The sequence below is a fragment of the Clostridium sp. DSM 8431 genome (assembly GCF_900116755.1).
Taxonomy (GTDB): domain Bacteria; phylum Bacillota; class Clostridia; order Clostridiales; family Clostridiaceae; genus Clostridium.
This window is the reverse complement of the sequence record NZ_FPBY01000055.1, coordinates 1-20,796: the sequence shown is the minus strand read 5'-3', so window position 1 is coordinate 20,796 and position 20,796 is coordinate 1. Positions and strand designations below refer to the sequence as shown.

Below are 20,796 nucleotides of genomic sequence, written 5' to 3'. Positions count from 1 at the left end.
GTAAACTTAAACTTACAGCTCTACACTAATTATATTTTATATAACATATCTATATGTGGAATATCATCCTCTAAGTATTCATCTGAGACAGCTTTAAAACCTAAACTCTTATAAAACTCTATAAGATAAGATTGTGCTTGTATCTTAATTGCACTTTCCTTTAATTCTTCTACTACAAATTTAATTGCCTTTATCATCATTTTTCTAGCAATTCCACTTCCTCGATAATTTTTATCTACACAAACACGCCCAATAGATATTTCATCATATGAAATTCCCTTTTTTATAATTCTTAAACCTGCAATAACCTTATCCTCTTCTTTGCAAAATAAATGATAAGAGTATTCATCTTTACCATCACAATCTTGATAAGGACATTCTTGTTCTACGACAAATACCTTACTTCTTAATGCTAAGATTTCATACATTTCTTTTAATTCTAGTTCATGAAATTTTTTTATCTTCCAGTTCATAATTATCCTCCAAAAATATATATTTCTTAATAGAAAAATAAAACACTAAATCTCATTCCTCCTTTAAAAAGGCCCTAATGAAATAAGACTTAGTGCTTATAATTGTTCTTACCCATGTATAAGAACAATGATCCTATTTTTTAATTATAATTACTCTTGAAGTTAAATACAAAATTAATAACATATTTATATTATCTTATAGTTTAAATTTATTTACTTCATCCATCATATTATCAGTCATATTACTTAATGATTGTGCTGATGCAGCAACTTCTTCTGTTGATGCATTCATTTCTTCTGCTGATGCTGAAATTTCTTCTGAAGAAGTAAATAGTTCCTCAGATATACTAGTTAAATCATCTATCTTTTTAATAATATTATTTTTATTATTTTCTGCTGATTTCTTTATATTTTCAATTTGAGGAATAATTTCATCTACTCCATTAACTATCTTCATAAAAGAATTTATTGAATTCTCTATTGTTTTAACTTGATTTGTAAGTTCATTATCCATACTAACAGAATCTGACACTATAATATCAGTTTCTTGAGATATATCCACTATTAACTCGCTAATATCTTCTGAAGACTGTTTTGATTGTTCTGCAAGCTGTCTTATTTCATCTGAAACTACTGCAAATCCCTTACCTGCTTCTCCTGCTCTTGCAGCTTCAATAGCTGCATTTAATGCTAGAAGATTAGTTTGTTCAGAAATATCATTAATAAGATTTGTAATTTCAGTAATTTTATTTACCTTTTTTTCTAGGGAACTAATCTTAGAATAGAAATTTTCAAACATATTGCTTACATTATTTACAGATTCAATTAGTTCCTTCATTTCCTTATTACTATCAGCAGCCATACTTCCTATGTTCTTAGAATTTAAATTTACACCTTCAATTTTACTTGTCATTTCCGAAAGTTTTGTGCCAAATTCATCCAATATAGAAACTATTTCCATAATACCTTCTGTTTGATTTTCAGTACCTTCTGCCACACTTGAAATTGAATGTGTTACATTTTGAGAAGAACTAGAAATTTCTTGTGCTATTATCGAAAGATTTTCTGAATTTTTCACTAACAGTATTTGCATTATCTTTTATACTTCTAATCATATCTTTCAATGATTTTTGCATTTCTTCCATTGAATTAGCCATTTGTCCAACTTCATCTTTAATAGAAAGAAGGTTTTCTGGTACTTTATGTGTTAAGTCACCTTCTGATAATAAATTTAAATGTTCTGTAATAGCTTTTATTCCCTTTGATATTACATTAGCTAATATATAGATTACTATAAAGCCTATAACAATAAATACTATTGAAGTTGTAATAGTAATAGTTTTTAACCTTTTTAATTCCGATAATATTTCTTCACTTTCTATACTTACCCCTATTGACCAATCTGTTCCATCAATTGGACAATACCCAATATGGTAATCAGTATCTTTGTATTTAAAAGTGTCTAACCCACTTTCTTTGTCATCTTTTTATGTACATCTGCAATCTCTTCTAAACTAGCATCATTTTCAGAACTTGTAATTAAATTTTCATACTGAAGAACTGCATCTCTATCTTTATTAGCTATTGAAGTTCCATCTTTATTAATAATAAAAGCACTTCCACTTTCTCCAAATTCTATTTCATCAGTATATTCTGATAATGCATTTCCATCTCTTGACTCTAATAAAACCCCAATAATTTCATCACCATTTTTTACTGGAACAACATAACGTACAGATAAAGTATTATTACTTTTTCTAAGTTCAGGATCTGTTACAACTCTATTTCCTTGTAATGCAGATTTTATATATTCTCTATCACCTATATTAAAAATCTGACCATCCGAATGAAGAACATCTCCATTTGCATCAACAAAGTCAAGGGTCATACTTCCAATTCTTTCTGCTTCCTTTATAAGAATTTGTCTTTTAGTTGCAAAATCAATATTTGGATCATTCACATCACTTCTTGCTGCAATAGATTCTAACTTTCCAAATTGTCCATTGATTCTTTCTTCAATAGTATTAGATGCCTCTATTGCAATTTCAGGTAATGTTTTTTTCAAATTTGATATTAATGAATTTCTAGCTATAGCATATGACGATATACCAAGTCCCAAACAAATGACTACAATAAATGCCCCTAAATATACCAATAATTTTTCCCTTATGCCTCTCATATTTCCTCCTAATATTAATAATACGAATATTTTTCGACATTAATCGTTAAATCTTTAGCTTATTTTAGCAAATATATTAAAAAGTCAATTATTAAAAATAAACTAAAATTAAAAATTCTATAAACAAAAATTTTGAATTAATAAAAATAAGACAAAACTAAATGATTAAATTAGCTTTGCCTTAAAACCAAAATTATTATATAACTTATAAAGATTTATTATATTGAAAAGAGTTAGCTATTAAACTAACCCTTTAACTGAATAATTACTATATAACTTTCAGTGTCCCTCTTTCACACCTTTAGGAAGTATGATTATATGCATTTCCATTAACAAAACAATCTATATTCTACTTATTACTAAACATATCACATAAATTTTGCATTTGTTTAATCATATCAATTCCCTTTTGAGGGTTATCCATAAACTTATCAAAAAAACCTGCAACAACATCTGTCTGTTTATTTTTTTGGTATGTATCTGCTTGTTTATCAAATTCAGTCTTAATCTTATCAATTTCTGCTTGCGATTGTTTTTCAATCTTTTTAATATCGCTATCACATTGTTCTTTTATTTTTTGTATCTCTGTTCTACATTGCTTATTAACATTTTTAATGTCTACATCACATTGTGCTTTTACCTTATCTAATTCAGTCTTAGATTGCTCTTTTACTTTTTCTAACTCACTTCTAAACTGACTTCTTGATGTAAAATAAGTTATAACTCCACTAACAATACTTGTTATTAATGGTAGTAATACGCTAATAGTATTATTCATTTTATTCACCTCTCGTTAAATATAATTTATTATACCACATTTAACATAACCGTTAATATTTTGAATATTACATATATATACTTTATATTTAAAGATATTAAATTTTAATCTAATTTATAAACTGCAACTAAATCATTCTTACCACCTACAATAATCTTTTCTACTTTATCAAGCCATTCTCTTCTTTCTAAAACTTTAGTTGGTAGTTCTTCCCCTTCTTTCTTTAATGCAGATATTTTATTACTCAACTCTCTTATGTATTTATTTTTATCAGCTTTCTTATTTTCTAAAGATACTATGTCAACTTCAATATCTTTTATTTCGTTTTCTAACATCTGCATTTTCTTCTTTAGAATATCCTGCATAGTTTTACTTGTTGATTCAATGAAAGAATTTAAAAGTGTTTCTAAGGAACTTTTCTTCTTCTTTAACTTTTCCTCTTCTATTTTTATCAAGTCATTTACCATATCAACTGTTTCTGCATTTGCTTTTGATAACTCTTTCTTTAGTTTTATTATCCTAAGTTTAATCTGTAAATGAATATTCTTATAATATACCTTTCTTTGCTCTTCAATGAAGTTATCTAATATTTCAACCTTAATATTTTCAGACTGACAATATTTCTTTGTATATTTTTTCTTATGTGAACAAATTAAATAATGACTTCCTTCTGCTTTATCTTTAATTCTTCTTTCTACACATCTAATATATGTAGCACCACAACATTTACAAACTACTTTTCCTCTAGTATCATACTTTCTTGCATTAGTTCCTCTATTTCCATGTAAACATCTATCTTTTAATGCTTCTTGAACCTCTTCCCATAGTTCTTCGCTTACTAAAGGTTCTATTCTATCATTTTTCATAACAATCCAATCTTCTTTTTTAACATACTTAACTTTGCTTTCAGTAAAAAGATTTTCACTTGTATATTTATTTCTGACATTATAACCTTTATATTTTGGATTAGTTATTAATGTTTTTATGGTACTATCACTCCACAAATTGCCTTTCTTAGTTCTATATCCTGCTTCATTAGTTAATTGTGCAGTTCTTTTTAATCCATGCTCCAACGCAGTATTAAATATAAATTTAACTACCTCTGCTTCTTCTTCATTTGCTATTAATGAATTAGTTTCTTTGTCATAATCCCATCCAAAAATACTATTATTCCTAATCTTATTCTGCATTATAGTAGTTTTATTTCCTCTTTTAGTTCTTATACTTGTTTCCTTAACTTCATTTTCTGCCATTGCAAAAAACATTTGAAGTAAAATCATATCATTCATATTGCAACTATCTTTTTGCACATCTAAGAATTTCACATTTACTTTTTTAAAATCCCATAGCGTTCTTAATACATCAATAATTACAATATTTCTAGCAAATCTTGAAGTAGATAAAACTACTATCTCATTAAACAATGGTTCTCTAAACTCATCTGCTTCAAAGGTTAATCTCCCATCTTTTAATCGCTTCTCATTTAATCCTGCATCATATAATAAATCTTTAAATCCTTTTCTATTAAAGCTTGTACCAGTTCCAGTATCACTATACATTAATATTTCATAATCTTTGTATATCTCTTGTAATAATTCTCTTTGTTGCACTAAGGATTTTTGTTGGTCTTCCTTATTCGTACTTACCCTTACATAACAACTAATTATTTTCTTTTCCTTAAACATTTAAGCCACCAACCTTTTTATATCTTCAACTTGTCTTAATACTTTTCTTAAAACTTCAATTTGATATAAATCATCTTCTATGATGGTTAATGCTTCTTTTATAGTTAATACAATTTCATTATAATTACTTTCCTCTAAAATTAAAACTCCACAGTTATATACTTTTACATAATTTTGTTCTTCTATAATTTTAATATCTATCATAAACTTCTCCTTTAATACAATTTGTCTTTTGTAAAATACTCTATATTTATGTTATATAATTACCTTGATAAAAAGTTCATTCAAAAAATTATGTAATATATACCATTTAAAATAAATTTCTAATTTTATACTAAAAAAACTTTTTTCATTATTTTTTGTACCGGTATATCTTTTTATTAATAAAAAAAGTCAATTGGTACCTACTTCATATACAAATGTGCTATTGTTCTGTGGAAAAAACTATCCTTTTTTCTCCCAGTTTTCCCGGGGATATTATACAAAAAAAAGAAGAAGTATATCTAATTTCCTCTCCTAAATACTTTCTTCATATATTTTTATATATTTATATAATGTTGTTCTGCTTTTCAAATCTAAAAGTTTTGTAAACTGTGTTGCATTTATAGATTTATCTTTCCATTGTTTATAAAGCTTAGAAAAATTCTTCGGTAAATCTTCTTCTGTTACTTCTTTTCTTCCTTTATATTTTCCTTGCTTCTTTGCTATTTCAATTCCTTCTGCTTGTCTTTGTTTTATCTTAACTCTCTCCTGTTCGGCTATTGTTGATAGGACTTCTATTAATAGATTATTTATCATATCCATCATAGCATTAGCCATTTCATTACCAAATGAATCTAAATCTATTAGTGTTGTTGGTACATCTAATACCTTTACCCTAACCCCTAAATCTTTAAAGTATCTTAGTTCATCAAGAACCATCTTTTTATTTCTACCAAGCCTATCCAATTCTTTAATTATTAGTATATCTCCATACCTTAATTTTTCTTTTAGCTTTAAATAATTATCTCTATTAAAATCTTTCCCGCTCTGCTTATCTGTATAGATATTATCTTCTTTTAACTCTTTCTCATAATCTAATAATGCCCTTATCTGTCTTTCAAGATTCTGCTCTTTTGTACTTACTCTAACATATCCAAATATCATATATATATTCCTCTTCATCTATATTTTAATATGTAATTATCTTAGCACTGTTCATTTTAAGTATCAATATTATATTGAACACTTTTTGTGTAATTATTACTGTTTTTCTATAGAATCAGTTTAATATTTAATTGTTCACTATAAGGTGTACCTAAATTAAACACTTATTTTAGGCTTCATTCGTCCCTCATTCGCCTGTTGTCGCTATCGCTCCAAACAAGATTTTTATAAAAATAGGTAACATTAATGACCTTCTTATATACTCCTATATAGCTAGACCACACATGTTACCTATTAATAAAAAAAGAAGAGGCTTTTCTTCCCCTTCAATTAACATCTTATATAAGTAATTATCATACTTAACTACTAATTTATTAACTTTATAATACATATATGGAGTTTCTGATTTTGATAATATAATATCCCTTAAATAATTATAATCATTTATAGTTATTTCTCCTTGTAAATATCTTTTTCCTAATGATTTTAATTCTTTATTAATTGCAGAATTTTTTATCCAATAATTATTATAGGCTTCTCTATCAACTAAAACTCTTTTTCTTGTCTTTTTATCAACACATATGTATAAAACATCATCTAATTTTTCAAAGATACCTTTTTCAATTAGTTTTGTATCATATCTTTTACTTGTAGTTTCAGCTATATTAGTTTCCTTACATAATTCATATCTGTTTATCAATTCTTCTTTTTCAATACTTTCAGCTTTTCTTTTCGTGTATCTCTTTAAGCTTTCAATATCCTTTACTTTAAATACCTCTTGTAAATGTTCATAATTGCTCTGCGAATATTCTTCATATTGAATATAAAAATAAATACTTCTACCTTCTTTAGCTATATCATTCACTTTATAACACGCTTTAGCTAATTCATATTTTATTTTTTCATTATCCCATCTTGATAAACTTTTAGTGTGCACTCCTAATATTTCTGCTACTTGTTTCTTATTAATTTTTTTCATAATTAATTCTCTCCTTTTTAATAACACACCAATTAATAAAATTGGCTCCTTTGGGTTATAGGAGTAAACCCAATCGTTACACCACCTTTCATCTATCTATATTATATAATAAAATACTTAATAGATTCATATAATAATTGTAGTTTTCCACATGCTTATACTTTCTTTAACAAACTCACAATTATATTTATTAAAGATTTAATTTTTTCAAAAATTCCACAAAGTTTTCTATTTCTGTTTGTACATATTCATTTTTACTCCATAATTGATACAAATACCCAAACAATATATCATTACTTAATACTAATTCTTTTGCTAAATCTAAAAACCAATCATGTGGGTCTTCTCCTGAAACTCTTTCCAATGCACTAATTAATTTTTCTTTTTCATATCCAGACAAATTTAAAAATTCATCTGTATTTTCATTAATAACTTTTTGAAATTCTTCTTCTATACCATTGCTACCTGGTAAAAACCCATATGGCCACTTAATTTTTTCTTTTTCTTTTTGGCTTAAAGCTTCTTTCATATCACCATCATATATTCCTATAATTTTATACTGAAATTTATCAGAGTATGGAAAACTTAATATATGCGTAATCCCGCTTTCACCATTAGCAACTTCTATTGAATATTCCTCCAAAATTGAATAACAATTATTACTTTTAATGATTTCATTGAATAGTCTTCTAGCATTGTCATCTTCTAAATAAAATATTCCTTTATTTCTTACCTCTAATCCTAATTTTTTTAATGCATTTGAATTACAAGCTTTTTCTACTGCTAATTCATTTCTATATTTACTTACTACAATAATATTATTATGTGATATTTTTCTGATTATATATGGAGAATGAGTAGTAATTATTACATTAAAATGTTTTTTACTAACTTCTTTAGCTATATAATTCATTAACTTTTCTTGTGATTTAATACTAATAAAAGTTTCTGGTTCCTCTATCAATAAAAATCCTTTTCTATCAATTTTTTTTATCGCCCAATATAGATATAATAAAAAATGTTCACCTACTCCCATACTTAATGAATCATAGCTTATATCTCCACATTGTACACTAAAATAAGGTTTTACTTCATCCTCACCAACTTCACGTATAGTACATTTATCATATTGCTTCCCTATTATATAATTTATCTCGACAAGACTACCACTATCTAATGGCTGAGAACCGTATTGTTCTAAATATTCCTCGAGATTTTCAACATTAAATTCTTTTAATATATCTAATGATTGCTCATAATCAATATACAAAAGTTTAATCTCCGTATCACATATCTTATTATTTAACTTATATTCAATAATATTTTTACACTGAATTTCTGTATCATTTTTAGAGATTATTGCACTACATTCACTATTACCTATCCTATATAAATCACTTCTATCTAATCTTATTCCTAAAACATCTTTTAATGCTGCTATTATAGTGCTCTTTCCAACACCATTTAATCCACATATAGCAAATATTCCACCTGTAAATTCTATTGTGCCAAATCCATTTATTCCATTTAAATTTAATTCTTTAATTTTTATATCATAGTTACTTCTTTTTACCCTATCCCAGTAATCTTCTACTCTTGCTTGTCTCATAATACTATAATATCTCCCCCCAATTATATTCTTCTGCAATTAAATCGATACTTTTATTAACATTATTAGTTTCTTCATATAATTTTTCAAATCTAGATAATAATTTTTGACTACCTATGTGATTATTACACATTTCATATACTAAATTTATAATAATATCCCTAATAATTATAGAAGTTACTTCTGTACTTCCTAAACTAGACTTTTGATTAAATAATATTAATAAGTTATCAAGGCAAGAATATTTTTTTTCTAATTCATTAAAAGTATCAAAAAAACTTTTATTAAGAAGATTTATGGTTACCTCTTTCTGCTTATATCGTTCTCTGTATATTTCAAATCTATATATATAATCTCCTAATTCTTTATATGAACATTTATGAATCATCCTATTAGCAAATATTAACCAACTATAAAGTGTAGCTTTATTTAAACATATTAGTTTTTCATTATTTACATACTGCATACTATCAATAAAATATAATAAAATTTCTTTACTTCTTTCATATACTTCATTGCTAAAAGCTTCTTCTCCTCTATATTTATCTGATATATCACTTGAATTAATTTTCTTCTTTAATGTTCCAATTTCTAAAGTGTAACAAAATTTTGCTATTATATCGTCATAAGCCATTCTTGAATTTGAAAATCCAATAGTATCTCTATTTGCACCATTATTTTCAAAAATACGAACTAACTTTTTAACTTGAGAACGTGTTTCACCAAAGAATGCATTCCTTTGCTCTGCAGATGTTAATGTTGCTTGTTGATTTAATCTATAAAATAATTCTGCTGCTTCTTCCGCACTATATTCTTCTATTCTAACTAACCTTATTGTATATTTTTTAAAACGTCTCTTTACTTCTTCAGGCAAATCTTTATACCTAAATCCATTTAACTCAGATATGTTTTTATCAAAAGGCTTAATTCCTCCATCTACCTTGAGTTTATTATCCATAAATTCTCTTATACTTACCAATCTCTGTTGACCATCTAAAACTTCATCACTATAATCTTTTGATTGTACTAAATGTATAGGTGGAACTTGCCATTCTCTTAATATTGTATCTATTAATTTCCTCTTTCTTTGTGCTGACCATACTTCTCCTCTTTGAAAGTCTGGTTGTAAATCTATTTCATTATCAACTATCCTCCTATATATTGACTCAATCTCTAATTCAGTAATTCTGTACTTCATCTATCTTATTCATCCCCACTCTTCATTCAAATTCTACACCAATATAAATAATACCATATTTGTAATAATAATATAAATAATTTACTCAATAAAAAGAAGTCACACTATTAACTTGTGACTTCTTTACATTGATATTAACTATAAAATTTTCATACTTCCTTAAGGTGTTTTTAATGTCCAATCTTCACAGTTCCAAATATCAGTAACAACATCTCTATAGAACTCAGGTTCATGAGATACAAGTAAAACTGATCCCTTATATTCCTTAACAGCTCTCTTTAACTCATCCTTGGCATCTTGATCTAAGTGGTTAGTAGGTTCGTCTAGGATTAAGATATTAGTTTCATTGTTAATTATCTTACATAATCTAACCTTAGCAGCTTCCCCTCCTGATAATACTCTTATCTTAGATTCTAATTGCTTAGTAGTAAGTCCACATTTAGCAAGTGCAGCTCTTATTTCGTATTGAGTAAATGAAGGGAACTCTTGCCATACTTCTTCAATACATGTATTATTATTATCTTCTCTATCTTCTTGTTCAAAGTAACCTATGTATTGATAGTCTCCTCTTTCTACTGTTCCACTTATTGGTTTTATAAGACCTAATAAACTCTTTAAAAGTGTAGATTTTCCAAGACCATTTGCTCCAACTAAAGCTATCTTTTGTCCTCTTTCCATATAAAGATTTAAAGGCTTAGTTAGAGGCTTATCATATCCTATTTCTAAATCCTTAGTTTCAAATATAACCTTACCTGATGATCTTGCCATCTTGAAATTAAATTCTGGCTTTGGTTTTTCTTGTGAAAGTTCTATTCTTTCCATCTTGTCTAATTTCTTTTGACGAGATTTAGCCATATTAGAAGTTGCAACATTAGCTTTATTTCTTGCTACGAAATCTTCAAGTCTTGCTATTTCTTTTTGTTGCTTTTCATATGCTGCTTCTAATCTTCTCTTGTTTTCTTCATATATTCTTCTAAATTCATCATAGTCACCTACATATCTTGTAAGCTTTCTTTCTTCTACATGATAAATTAAGTTAACTACTGAATTTAAGAATGGAATATCATGAGATATTAATATAAAAGCATTTTCGTAGTTTTGTAAATATCTCTTTAACCATTCAATATGTTCTTCATCTAAATAGTTAGTAGGCTCGTCTAATAAAAGGATATCTGGATTTTGTAATAATAACTTACCCAAAAGAATTTTAGTTCTTTGACCTCCTGATAAATCATCTACATCTCTATCAAGTCCTAAATCTAAAAGACCTAACCCTTTAGCTACTTCTTCAACCTTTGCATCAATTATATAAAAACCATTGTTATCTAAAAGATCTTGAATTACAGCTGTTCTCTCTAACATCTTTTCTAATTCTTCTGGAGTACAGTCTGCCATCTTTTCATATAAAGCATTCATTTCTGCTTCCATATCAAATAAGAATTTAAAAGCATCTCTTAGGGCATCTCTTATACTTTCACCTTTTTTAAGAGCTGCATGCTGATCCATATAACCAACTCTTACATTGTTTGACCAGATTACATCTCCTTCATCAGGCATAAGATTTCCAGTTACTATATTCATAAAAGTAGACTTACCTTCTCCATTTGCTCCTATAAGTCCTACGTGTTCTCCCTTTAATAATCTGAAAGATACATCTTCAAAAATTGCTCTATCTCCAAAACCATGATTTATGTTTTTTACTTGTAATACGCTCATGTACGCCTCCTTAGTATCTCTTTTTTATCTAATACTTATTATATCTAAAATTTAAATAATTTAAAGTGAAAAAAGAGGATAATGAAACAAAAAAAGATATATTGAGTCTAAATCTAGAGCCTCAATATATCTTTTCTTAATAATTATATTTTTTAATATTTTCACAAAGTCTTATATTTAAAGGTCTTTCTTCTCTTACCTTTTTATATGAGCATAAGAAATCACTTAATTCTAGATCATTTAAATCTATCTTTCCTTCACTTTGTATAATAACATTATCTTCTTCTACTATTATCTCAATATCATTTTTATCATTTTTTATTGTATAATATGATATTGCTTTATTAATAAGCCTGTCTTTATACTTTTCTTGAAAGCTCATAGTTTTTCTTATATTATCATAACTTACATTAATATTGTCTGCCCCCAATGATTTTAATTGCTCATCTAAAAATTTAGAGTCAAAACCATATCTCTCCATAAGCTTTTTTTGTAAATTTAAAAATTTATCTTGAGATATATTATTTTCTTCCATATATTTATACATGTTTTTGGTGAAATCAGCCATAGTTATTTTACCTTGAGCCATTTCATAATACAAAGAGTACATATAGTCTTCAAGCTTATCTACATCTTTCTCTTTAGCCTTCTCTTCAGCCTTGTTTTTAAGTTGATTAAAATCAATAATTCTGTCGTCCATATAATCACTCCTTTTGTACTATTATATACCAAAAGTATTTATATAACTACATAAATTTATTATTCAGTATCTTCTATTTTGAGTGCTGTCCAAATGTCCATATATTTTTCTTTATCCTCATTATCTAAATTCTTGTATATTTCACATCTTTTCATAACTTCTTAAGTCTTGTATGCTTTAGGATTGTTTTTAATAGAATCTGTTTTTTCTTCTCTTGCTAATTTATTTAGAGTTAAGACCTACAGTTTCAAACATATATTTTACTGAATACTTATTATCTAAGTTTAATGTTTTGCTGCAGCCAGCTGATGCAAGTACAAAAATCATCATACATACCAATCATACTTGTTATTTTTATTAGTTTTTTCATTATTATTACCCTATAAAGAAATGAGAAGTACTCTTTTAAAGTACTTCTCATTAAATTTACTTTTTATTTCTTTTAGATATTACTATCTTTGATTCTATGATAGTCTTAGGATTAAAATTACTTTTAACCTTTTTCATTAATAATATTTGTCCTATTATTGCAATTATTAATCCTGCTAAAGACATTTTAGGTATAAGTTCTAAAATAAATCCAATGCCAAGTATTATTATATTTCCATCATATCTTTCACATATTCTGTTATATAATAATATTTTATATAATGTCCATAAAGCAGTAACTATAGTTCCAACCATAACAAGTGTTGATGAATTAAAATAACTTGTCATTGGCCCTCCTAAAAATAAGCTTACTAAAGCTAACATTATAAACCAAATAGACCCTTGTCCTAGTTTAATTAATAAAAAATCATTAAGAATTGGTATCCATGCAAAAAATGGCTTACATACTTTTTCCTTAGCTGATATTTTAAATAATGTAATTGATGTTATTACATAACTGACAAGTATCATCACCATCGAAAAAATTGCCAAAAGATTTCCCATTGCTATCTCAGTCATAATTATACCCCCGTTTATCTTATTTTAACTTCAAGATAAATATGCTTCTTTTGTATAATTATATAATTTTTATCATTTTATAGCAATATATCTAAATTTACTCAGCTTCTTTGTTAGTCATAAATACATAACTAAGACCAACAATTACAGCTCCACCAATTGTGTTACCTATAGTAACTACTATAAGGCTTGTTATTACCTTTGATAAAGCAAGTACACTTCCTTGTGGAAGGAATAGTCCTATAGCAAATAACCCCATGTTAGCAATGCTATGTTCATAACCTGCTGTAAAGAATGCAAATACACACCATGCAATCATTAATACTTTTGCTGCTTCATTTTTCATTTTATATGAACACCATGAAGCTAAGCATACAAGCATATTACATAATATACCTCTTATTAACATTTGCCCTAAAGTAAGGCCTGTCTTCATTTCTACATAATGAACTATAAACTCAGCTGCAGAATCATTAAATAAACCAGCATTTACAAAAAGCCATCCTGCAATTACTGATCCAATTAAGTTTCCAATCCAACAGAATCCCCATAATTTAAATGCATCTATCCATGTTGTTTCTTTTTCTGTTGCTCCAATGGCCATAACCATGTTGTTACTTGTATATAGATCTGCACCTGCAAATATAACTAAACATAAAGCTATACCAAAAGCTAGTCCCATTACTATCTTATAAGCATAAGCAGATCCTGTTGTTTGAAGGCCTGCACCCATTGAGTATGAAAGCATTGTACCAAATGCCACATACACCCCTCCAAGCATACAAGAAAGAGCATATTTTGCTGGAGTCTTTGTAAGCATTTTATTTTTCTTCTTCGCAGTTCCAGCTATAGTTTTTAATTCTTCTCTGTACATCGTAATAATATCCTCTCTTTGTTAAATTTCCTATAAAATTTTATACTAATAAATACTATTTATCAAGCTTAAAATAATTTTGCAAAAAAATTCCGGAGCCTTTAACTCCGGAATTCATAAAAATATAATTAATTTTCTTTTGTTTCTTTCTTAGCAAACTCTTCAAAAGCTTTAATAAACTTATATACATGAGTTATATTATGTTGAGTTGATAAGAAGAATGTTTCAAATTGTGATGGTGGTAAATGTATACCGCTTTTAATCATATGTTCAAAATATCTAGCAAATCTATCTGTATCACATTTCTTTACCTTTTCATAAGAATCTACTGGTTCTTCACTAAAGAATATAGTTATCATACCGCCAACTCTATTAACTTGCACTGGTAAATTATACTTTTCACTTACCTTAAAAACTCCCTCTTCAAGTTTAGAGCCAATTCTTTCTATGTGATTATAATATTCTGGATGATCATATAATTCATGTAGTGTTGCAAGACCTGCTGCCATAACTATAGGGTTTCCTGACATTGTACCTGCTTGATATACTCCTCCTGCTGGCGAAAGACATTGCATTATTTTTCTCTTTCCACCATAAGCACCACAAGGAAGTCCTCCACCCATAACTTTAGCATAAGTAACTAAGTCAGGTGTAACATTAAATAAAGTTTGTGCTCCCTTAAAAGATACTCTAAATCCAGACATTACTTCATCAAATATTAATAAAGATCCATATTTATTACATAATGTTCTTAATAATTGCATAAAGCTATTTTCAGCCTTAACTACTCCCATATTTCCAGCTACAGGTTCAATAATAACAGCTGCTATTTCATTTCCATACTCTTTAAAAAGATTTGAAATTTGCTTTTCATCATTATAGATTCCTATTAAAGTATTCTTAATACTATCTTCTGGAACTCCTGGTGAACCTGGAATATTTCCTGTTAATACTCCTGAACCTGCTTCCACTAAAAATCCATCATAATGTCCATGATAGCATCCTGCAAATTTAACTATCTTATCTCTTTTAGTATATCCTCTAGCAAGTTTTATAGCACTCATAGTTGCTTCTGTTCCCGAATTAACCATTCTTACCATATCTATATTAGGCATATTTTCACATAAAAACTTACTCATTTCAAGTTCTAATTTAGTAGGCGCTCCAAAAGCAATTGATTTTTCAGCTGTATCCTTAATTGCTTCAACTACTTTTTCATGACAATGTCCAAGTAATAATGGACCATATGCAAGAACAAAATCTATATATTCATTTCCATCTTCATCTACTATTATTACACCTTTACCGGATTTTATTATTGGAGGTGTCATGCTCATTCCTCTATATGCTCTTACTGGGCTATTAACTCCCCCTGGCATATACATTTTACTTTCGTTAAATATTCTTTCGTTTTCCAAAATAAATTCCTCCTCATCTTTATATATATCTAAAATAACATAATGCTTCATTTATGTATACTTACCCTTATAATATAATACAAAATAAAAGGATACACCAAAATATATTTTCAAACTAATGATATATAAAAAAAGAAGACATAACTAAAATCATTATTTAGATTACATCTTCTCTTATTTTCTAACTTTAGAATTTTTAAAGTCTTTCTAATATGTTATTAATAAAGTTTTCTGCTCCCATTCTATCCATTACTGCAGAAATTCTTTCTCTATGCTCTCCTACTTCTTTATAATATTTAACTATAACATCTACAACATGTACAATTTCTTCTTCTTTAAAGATTCTTCCAAGGGAAGTCCCTATACTCATGCCCCTTCCAAATCTTCCTCCAACAAATATTTCTGCACCTTTTTTTGAAGCTGTTACTGCGTTAAACTTACATGTTCTAACACATTCTCCACAATCCACACAAGTATCAGGAGTATGTACAATTTTCTTATCAACTACTTCTAAAGACTTCTGTCTACATTCCTTAACACATAATCCGCATCCCTTACACTTTTCAATATCAAATTCAGGAACTTGTCTTCCCATAATTCCAATATCATTTATATTTGCTTTAGCACAGTTATTTGCACATCCAACTATACCAATCTTTGTTTTTGCAGGCATATCTACTGCAAAATATCTATCTTCTAATTGTCTACATATTTCTTGAGTATCTATATTTCCATGAAGACATACTGTTCCTTTACATGAAACTAAAGGTCTTACTTTAAGTCCTGTTCCTCCATGTCTTAATCCTAAGCTTTTAGCTTCTTCCATTACAGTTTCTGCATCTTCATCCTTTATCCATGGAATTTCTATTTGCAGTCTTGTTGTAAGCCCTATATATCCTCTTCCATACTTATCAGCTAAGTACTTTAATTTTTCTAATTCTTCTGTATTAAAATTTCCTGCTCTACTTAAAAATCTCACAGCATAATGTTCCTTATCATTTTGAAGAAGAAAGCCTAGTGCCTTCATTTCTCCTTGTCTTTTCTTATTAACAGCCATTTATATATCTCCCCTTTTTCTTATATAACTACATATTATAAAATTTACAAATATTTTTCAAGGACAATTCATACAATTCTTATATTTTTTATTATACTAATTCATATGTATTTATTTTCAGCTTAAGGAAATACTATTTTTAATTACATTTATTTAATAAAGGAGAGATTTTATGAGGATTCCTAAGCATATTGGAATTATACCTGATGGCAATAGAAGATGAGCCTCCTCCCATGGATTAAGCAAAGATAAAGGATATAATTCAGGAATTACTCCTGGTGTTATACTTGTTAAACAATGCGAAAAATATGGAGTTAAGGAACTTACCTTCTATGGTTTTACTGTTGATAATACAAAAAGACCTGCAGTGCAAAAAGAAGCTTTTACAAAGGCATGTATAGCTGCTGTTAATTCTTTAAGAAATGAAAATGTTGAAATATTAGTTATTGGTAATACTGAATCACCATGTTTTCCAAAAGAACTATTACCTTTTACCAAACCTATTAAATTTGGAACAGGTGCAATTAGAGTTAACTTTTTAATCAATTACGGATGGGAATGGGATTTAAATTTACTAAAATCAGCTGATAGTAAAAGAAGAAATATTACTAACAATATACGTTCAAATAACATATCAAGAATAGATCTAATTATTAGATGGGGAGGCAGAAGGCGATTAAGTGGTTTCCTTCCTGTTCAGTCAGTATATTCAGACTTTTATATTATTAATAGATTCTGGCCAGACTTTAAGCCTACAGACTTAGATGATGCTCTTGCCTGGTATAATGAACAAGATATAACCCTTGGAGGTTAAAAAATACCTCCAAAGTAGATTTTCGTTATTTACCATGTCTACTTTGGAGGTATCATATCAATTTTTAGATTACACCTTATATATTTTTTATTTTAAATCTTCAACCATTTTTATAGAAAATACAGTCTTTTCTCCATTTTTTCCATCACAAACACAGATTGTTCCACCATGATTATTTATTATTTTCTTTGCTATAGCAAGGCCAAGGCCTGAGCCTCCATCACTACTTCTACTTTTATCTCCTCTTACAAAGGGCTCAAATAAATTATTTTTTATGGACTCTGGAATTCCCTTACCTGTATCAGCTATTTCAATTTTTATATAATCATCAAATTCTTTTAACTCAACCCTAAGCTTTGTTCCTTCTTCATTGTATTTTAAAGCATTTTCAATTAAATTACTTACTGCTCTTTTAAATAATCTATAGTCTATTTCCATCTTTAAAATATCATCAGGAATATTTACCTCTAATTCAAATTTTTTCTCTTCAATTTCATCTACATAGCTTACAACTATCTGTCTCATAAGCTCACATATATCTACACTTTCCAACTTCAATATATTTTTTGTATCTTGAAGTTTTACAAATTCAAAAAGTTCATCAACAAGTTCACCTACATGCTCTGATTTATTATAAATAGTTTTATAATATCTCTTCTTCTTTTCCTCATCTTCAACCATACCTTCATAAAGCGCAGCTGAAAATCCCTTAATAGTAGTAATTGGAGTTTTTATATCGTGAGATAAGTCCATAAGCATATGAGTTTTGCTTTCTTCTAGTCTTTGATTTTCTTCTCTGCTTGTTTTTAATTTATCTATAAGATAATTTATAGTATCACCTATAACTACAAATTCTTTTAATCCTGTCAAAGTAACTTTTTTATCATAATCCCCATCAATTACTTTTCCAAGGGCTTCATCTATCTTTTCTAGGGGCTTTCCTATTCTTTTACTAGTCCATATACTATATATAATTATACTTATAATAGATAATATTACTCCAAATCCAATTACAAAAATATATAGTTTATATAAAGGTTTTCCCACTTTATAAGGAACTCCTGTAAACTTTAATGTATATGCCAAAACATGCTTAGGTATCATAATTAAAACAAGATAACTTTCATCCTTTTGTACCTTAATAGATTTACATATTACATTAAAGCTACTTTCCTTATCTCCAGTTCCACTAAGACGTTCTTGAAATTCATATTCAGTATAACTATCTTTTAAATTTGGAGGAACTTGTCCATCTCTATAGATTACTTTTCTATCTCTATCAAGCACTTCAATATATCCACCTATTGTCTTTAATGCATGACAATCTATCTCTCTATAATCATTATATTCATCACTTATTATATTAAATATAGGAATTCTACTTGTCCCTTCAAAGGACTTTGATATTCTTATTCCAAGATATAAATAGCTAAATACAAATATAGCTGCAAGAACAAAAACAAAGGTTATATAATATGTAAATAAAGATACTAAAAGTTTTCTATCCTTTTTATACCTCATTTACTTCAACCTTCTTTTCAAATCTATATCCTAGTCCTCTTACAGTCTTTAGATACTTAGGATTTCTTGAATCTCCTTCGATTTTGTCTCTAAGTCTGCTTATATGAACCATTATGGTATTATCACCACTTAAGAATTCTTCATTCCATACAGATTCAAATATTTGATTTTTAGTTAATATTCGTCCTGCATTTTCCATTAGTAGTTTTAATATTCCATACTCTATAGATGTTAATTCAATTTCCTTTTCTCTTACTATGACTTTAACATTATAAGAATCTAATGTAATATCTCCTATTTCTATAATACCTTTATTTTCACTTGGCAGATTAAGATTATTTTTTCTTCTTATCTGCGCATTAACTCTTGCCACAACCTCTAAAGGGTTAAAAGGCTTTGTTATATAATCATCTGCACCTAAATCAAGGCCTAAAATTTTATCTGCATCTTGATTTTTAGCTGAAATTAAGATTAAAGGTATATTTGAAAACTTTCTTAATTCCTTAACAACCTTATATCCGTCTAACTTTGGCATCATTATATCTAAAATGGCCAAATCTATATTTTTTTCTTTATTAAAAGCATCTAAAGCTTCAATTCCATCACAAGCTTTTAATATATCATACCCTTCTTTTTCTAAATATAATTCTAATATTTCTAATATTTCTTTTTCATCATCACAAATTAAAATTCTGCCTCTCATTTCAAACACTTCCTGATATAAAAAATATATAATGAAATTAGAAAGTCCTAAATAGGACTTTCTAATTTCATTATATATTATTTTAAATAACTATGAAATAAAAGTTTATACAAAACTTATCCATATGTAGTACTTTTAGTATAATAATCTATTTTTTATTTCTTTTCTCTTCCTTTTTGTAAGACCATATTCTTTTTCCAAATAATTATCCATGTTTCCATATCTCTTATCTATTTCATTAAATACAGCATCAATATATTCATATTTAGCTAGTAATATAGACTCTAATATATCTAACTTTCTTTTATTTTTTCCCTTATTCACAAAAACTTTCATTATATTCTCATTAAATTCTTTTCTATAAAAATTCGAGGAAATATAATCTTTTATTATAACTTTCCTAGGTATGCTTAGAATCGATAAAATAATAGCTGAATATACTGTAGCTCTATCTTTACCTAAAGTGCTGCTTAAAACAATGGGTATTCTATCTTCATTTTCTATACATTCAACTATTTCTTTTAAGGTAGAGTTATTAAAAATCATATTTTTATATGAATCTACTATAAATTTATTTATATCTATGTTGTCCATTTTTCCTTTAAGAAATAATGGAATCATATCAAAGCTTTCATTTAATGCTGATTTATTAATATAATTAATCCCATGAATTTTTACATTTTTATCTTTATTAACTTCAGATTTTGATCTTAACTGAACCTACCACGACTAAAGTTGCAGGGTTCTTGGTCGATAGTGCCACTCTGTACTAAGCAACCCCAAGCTATCCCCGTAGTTCTAAACTTTAATCGTTTTGAGATTGTCGTTCACATAAAAACGCTACTTTTTATGCAGTTCTCTTATGAACTTCTTAATATTTCTATTAAGCACAGACTATATCTTATCCTACAGCATTACCTGTTTAGGTCTACCCACTTCCACTACCAATAGCTTGTAGTGTACTCCCCTCAGGAGGGATAGTCGTTGAAGTTTCTCCT

The 20,796-nt window shown here is 27.6% G+C and carries 19 protein-coding genes and 3 pseudogenes; 1 reads left to right on the top strand and 21 read right to left on the bottom strand.

Going from position 1 to position 20,796, the window contains the following annotated elements; all coding sequences use genetic code 11:
- Positions 1-29: 29 nt before the first annotated feature.
- The 18 genes and pseudogenes from BM384_RS07435 to BM384_RS07365 form a co-directional block, all read right to left on the bottom strand.
- Positions 30-473, bottom strand: a complete 444-nt coding sequence (locus BM384_RS07435) for a GNAT family N-acetyltransferase (RefSeq protein WP_090012535.1) — start codon at positions 471-473, stop codon at positions 30-32.
- A 196-nt stretch (positions 474-669) separates the two neighbouring features.
- A complete protein-coding gene (locus tag BM384_RS18200; protein WP_242945976.1) occupies positions 670-1,551 on the bottom strand; it encodes a methyl-accepting chemotaxis protein in 882 nt (293 codons plus the stop codon).
- On the bottom strand, positions 1,505-1,630 hold the full coding sequence (locus tag BM384_RS18485) for a hypothetical protein (RefSeq protein ID WP_278280897.1): 126 nt from the start codon (positions 1,628-1,630) through the stop codon (positions 1,505-1,507). Before BM384_RS18485 ends, BM384_RS18200 begins: the two co-directional genes overlap by 47 nt.
- A 21-nt stretch (positions 1,631-1,651) precedes the next feature.
- A pseudogene (locus tag BM384_RS18195) lies at positions 1,652-1,720 on the bottom strand (hypothetical protein); the annotation flags it as partial.
- 215 nt (positions 1,721-1,935) lie between these two features.
- Complete coding sequence (locus BM384_RS18190) at positions 1,936-2,652, bottom strand: cache domain-containing protein (RefSeq protein WP_139232064.1); 717 nt, start codon at positions 2,650-2,652, stop codon at positions 1,936-1,938.
- 349 nt (positions 2,653-3,001) lie between these two features.
- On the bottom strand, positions 3,002-3,430 hold the full coding sequence (locus BM384_RS07425; RefSeq protein ID WP_090012534.1) for an ATP synthase subunit B family protein: 429 nt from the start codon (positions 3,428-3,430) through the stop codon (positions 3,002-3,004).
- A gap of 104 nt (positions 3,431-3,534) precedes the next feature.
- On the bottom strand, positions 3,535-5,115 hold the full coding sequence (locus BM384_RS07420; RefSeq protein WP_090012532.1) for a recombinase family protein: 1,581 nt from the start codon (positions 5,113-5,115) through the stop codon (positions 3,535-3,537).
- Positions 5,116-5,319 (bottom strand): hypothetical protein, encoded by a 204-nt coding sequence (locus BM384_RS07415; protein ID WP_090012531.1) that lies wholly within the window; start codon positions 5,317-5,319, stop codon positions 5,116-5,118.
- A gap of 312 nt (positions 5,320-5,631) precedes the next feature.
- Positions 5,632-6,261: a recombinase family protein gene (locus tag BM384_RS07410; protein WP_090012529.1), complete on the bottom strand. Its 630-nt coding sequence runs from the start codon at positions 6,259-6,261 to the stop codon at positions 5,632-5,634.
- Positions 6,262-6,526: 265 nt separating this feature from the next.
- Positions 6,527-7,240 carry a hypothetical protein gene (locus BM384_RS07405; RefSeq protein WP_090012528.1) on the bottom strand — a complete coding sequence of 238 codons (714 nt, stop codon included), beginning with the start codon at positions 7,238-7,240 and terminating at the stop codon, positions 6,527-6,529.
- Between the two features lie 190 nt (positions 7,241-7,430).
- Positions 7,431-8,849, bottom strand: a complete 1,419-nt coding sequence (locus BM384_RS07400; RefSeq protein WP_090012527.1) for an ATP-dependent nuclease — start codon at positions 8,847-8,849, stop codon at positions 7,431-7,433.
- 4 nt (positions 8,850-8,853) lie between these two features.
- Positions 8,854-10,047, bottom strand: coding sequence for a DUF262 domain-containing protein (locus BM384_RS07395; protein ID WP_090012525.1), 1,194 nt, complete (start codon positions 10,045-10,047; stop codon positions 8,854-8,856).
- 159 nt (positions 10,048-10,206) lie between these two features.
- Entirely contained in the window at positions 10,207-11,763 is a 1,557-nt protein-coding gene (locus BM384_RS07390) for an ABC-F family ATP-binding cassette domain-containing protein (RefSeq protein ID WP_090012523.1), read from the bottom strand.
- Positions 11,764-11,899: 136 nt separating this feature from the next.
- Entirely contained in the window at positions 11,900-12,463 is a 564-nt protein-coding gene (locus BM384_RS07385) for a DUF3867 domain-containing protein (protein ID WP_090012521.1), read from the bottom strand.
- A 426-nt stretch (positions 12,464-12,889) separates the two neighbouring features.
- A complete protein-coding gene (locus BM384_RS07380; RefSeq protein ID WP_090012520.1) occupies positions 12,890-13,411 on the bottom strand; it encodes a hypothetical protein in 522 nt (173 codons plus the stop codon).
- Positions 13,412-13,508: 97 nt separating this feature from the next.
- The gene (locus BM384_RS07375; RefSeq protein WP_090012518.1) at positions 13,509-14,285 is read right to left on the bottom strand and encodes a formate/nitrite transporter family protein; all 777 of its coding nucleotides are present in this window, start codon (positions 14,283-14,285) and stop codon (positions 13,509-13,511) included.
- 128 nt (positions 14,286-14,413) lie between these two features.
- Positions 14,414-15,703 carry a glutamate-1-semialdehyde 2,1-aminomutase gene (hemL, locus tag BM384_RS07370; protein WP_090012516.1) on the bottom strand — a complete coding sequence of 430 codons (1,290 nt, stop codon included), beginning with the start codon at positions 15,701-15,703 and terminating at the stop codon, positions 14,414-14,416.
- Between the two features lie 196 nt (positions 15,704-15,899).
- Entirely contained in the window at positions 15,900-16,760 is an 861-nt protein-coding gene (locus BM384_RS07365; protein WP_090012515.1) for a 4Fe-4S binding protein, read from the bottom strand.
- Positions 16,761-16,932: 172 nt separating this feature from the next.
- Here BM384_RS07365 and BM384_RS07360 point away from each other — a divergent pair.
- Positions 16,933-17,574, top strand: a pseudogene (locus BM384_RS07360) (undecaprenyl diphosphate synthase family protein).
- A gap of 87 nt (positions 17,575-17,661) precedes the next feature.
- Here BM384_RS07360 and BM384_RS07355 read toward each other — a convergent pair.
- From BM384_RS07355 to BM384_RS07345, 3 genes and pseudogenes are all read right to left on the bottom strand, one after another.
- Entirely contained in the window at positions 17,662-19,095 is a 1,434-nt protein-coding gene (locus BM384_RS07355) for a sensor histidine kinase (protein WP_090012513.1), read from the bottom strand.
- Positions 19,085-19,798, bottom strand: coding sequence for a response regulator transcription factor (locus tag BM384_RS07350; protein ID WP_090012512.1), 714 nt, complete (start codon positions 19,796-19,798; stop codon positions 19,085-19,087). Before BM384_RS07350 ends, BM384_RS07355 begins: the two co-directional genes overlap by 11 nt.
- Before the next feature lie 135 nt (positions 19,799-19,933).
- Positions 19,934-20,503, bottom strand: a pseudogene (locus tag BM384_RS07345) (tyrosine-protein phosphatase); the annotation flags it as partial.
- Positions 20,504-20,796 lie beyond the last annotated feature (293 nt).

Excerpts from the sequence above, each read along its gene's own strand:
- BM384_RS07420 (WP_090012532.1), bottom strand. The coding sequence starts at position 5,115 with ATGTTTAAGGAAAAGAAAATAATTAGTTGTTATGTAAGGGTAAGTACG.
- BM384_RS07375 (WP_090012518.1), bottom strand. The coding sequence starts at position 14,285 with ATGTACAGAGAAGAATTAAAAACTATAGCTGGAACTGCGAAGAAGAAA.
- BM384_RS18485 (WP_278280897.1), bottom strand. The coding sequence starts at position 1,630 with ATGGCTAATTCAATGGAAGAAATGCAAAAATCATTGAAAGATATGATT.
- BM384_RS07415 (WP_090012531.1), bottom strand. The coding sequence starts at position 5,319 with ATGATAGATATTAAAATTATAGAAGAACAAAATTATGTAAAAGTATAT.
- BM384_RS07425 (WP_090012534.1), bottom strand. The coding sequence starts at position 3,430 with ATGAATAATACTATTAGCGTATTACTACCATTAATAACAAGTATTGTT.
- BM384_RS07405 (WP_090012528.1), bottom strand. The coding sequence starts at position 7,240 with ATGAAAAAAATTAATAAGAAACAAGTAGCAGAAATATTAGGAGTGCAC.
- BM384_RS07410 (WP_090012529.1), bottom strand. The coding sequence starts at position 6,261 with ATGATATTTGGATATGTTAGAGTAAGTACAAAAGAGCAGAATCTTGAA.
- BM384_RS07390 (WP_090012523.1), bottom strand. The coding sequence starts at position 11,763 with ATGAGCGTATTACAAGTAAAAAACATAAATCATGGTTTTGGAGATAGA.
- BM384_RS07395 (WP_090012525.1), bottom strand. The coding sequence starts at position 10,047 with ATGAAGTACAGAATTACTGAATTAGAGATTGAGTCAATATATAGGAGG.
- BM384_RS07380 (WP_090012520.1), bottom strand. The coding sequence starts at position 13,411 with ATGACTGAGATAGCAATGGGAAATCTTTTGGCAATTTTTTCGATGGTG.
- BM384_RS18190 (WP_139232064.1), bottom strand. The coding sequence starts at position 2,652 with ATGAGAGGCATAAGGGAAAAATTATTGGTATATTTAGGGGCATTTATT.
- BM384_RS07355 (WP_090012513.1), bottom strand. The coding sequence starts at position 19,095 with ATGAGGTATAAAAAGGATAGAAAACTTTTAGTATCTTTATTTACATAT.
- BM384_RS07435 (WP_090012535.1), bottom strand. The coding sequence starts at position 473 with ATGAACTGGAAGATAAAAAAATTTCATGAACTAGAATTAAAAGAAATG.
- BM384_RS07350 (WP_090012512.1), bottom strand. The coding sequence starts at position 19,798 with ATGAGAGGCAGAATTTTAATTTGTGATGATGAAAAAGAAATATTAGAA.
- BM384_RS07385 (WP_090012521.1), bottom strand. The coding sequence starts at position 12,463 with ATGGACGACAGAATTATTGATTTTAATCAACTTAAAAACAAGGCTGAA.
- BM384_RS07400 (WP_090012527.1), bottom strand. The coding sequence starts at position 8,849 with ATGAGACAAGCAAGAGTAGAAGATTACTGGGATAGGGTAAAAAGAAGT.
- BM384_RS07365 (WP_090012515.1), bottom strand. The coding sequence starts at position 16,760 with ATGGCTGTTAATAAGAAAAGACAAGGAGAAATGAAGGCACTAGGCTTT.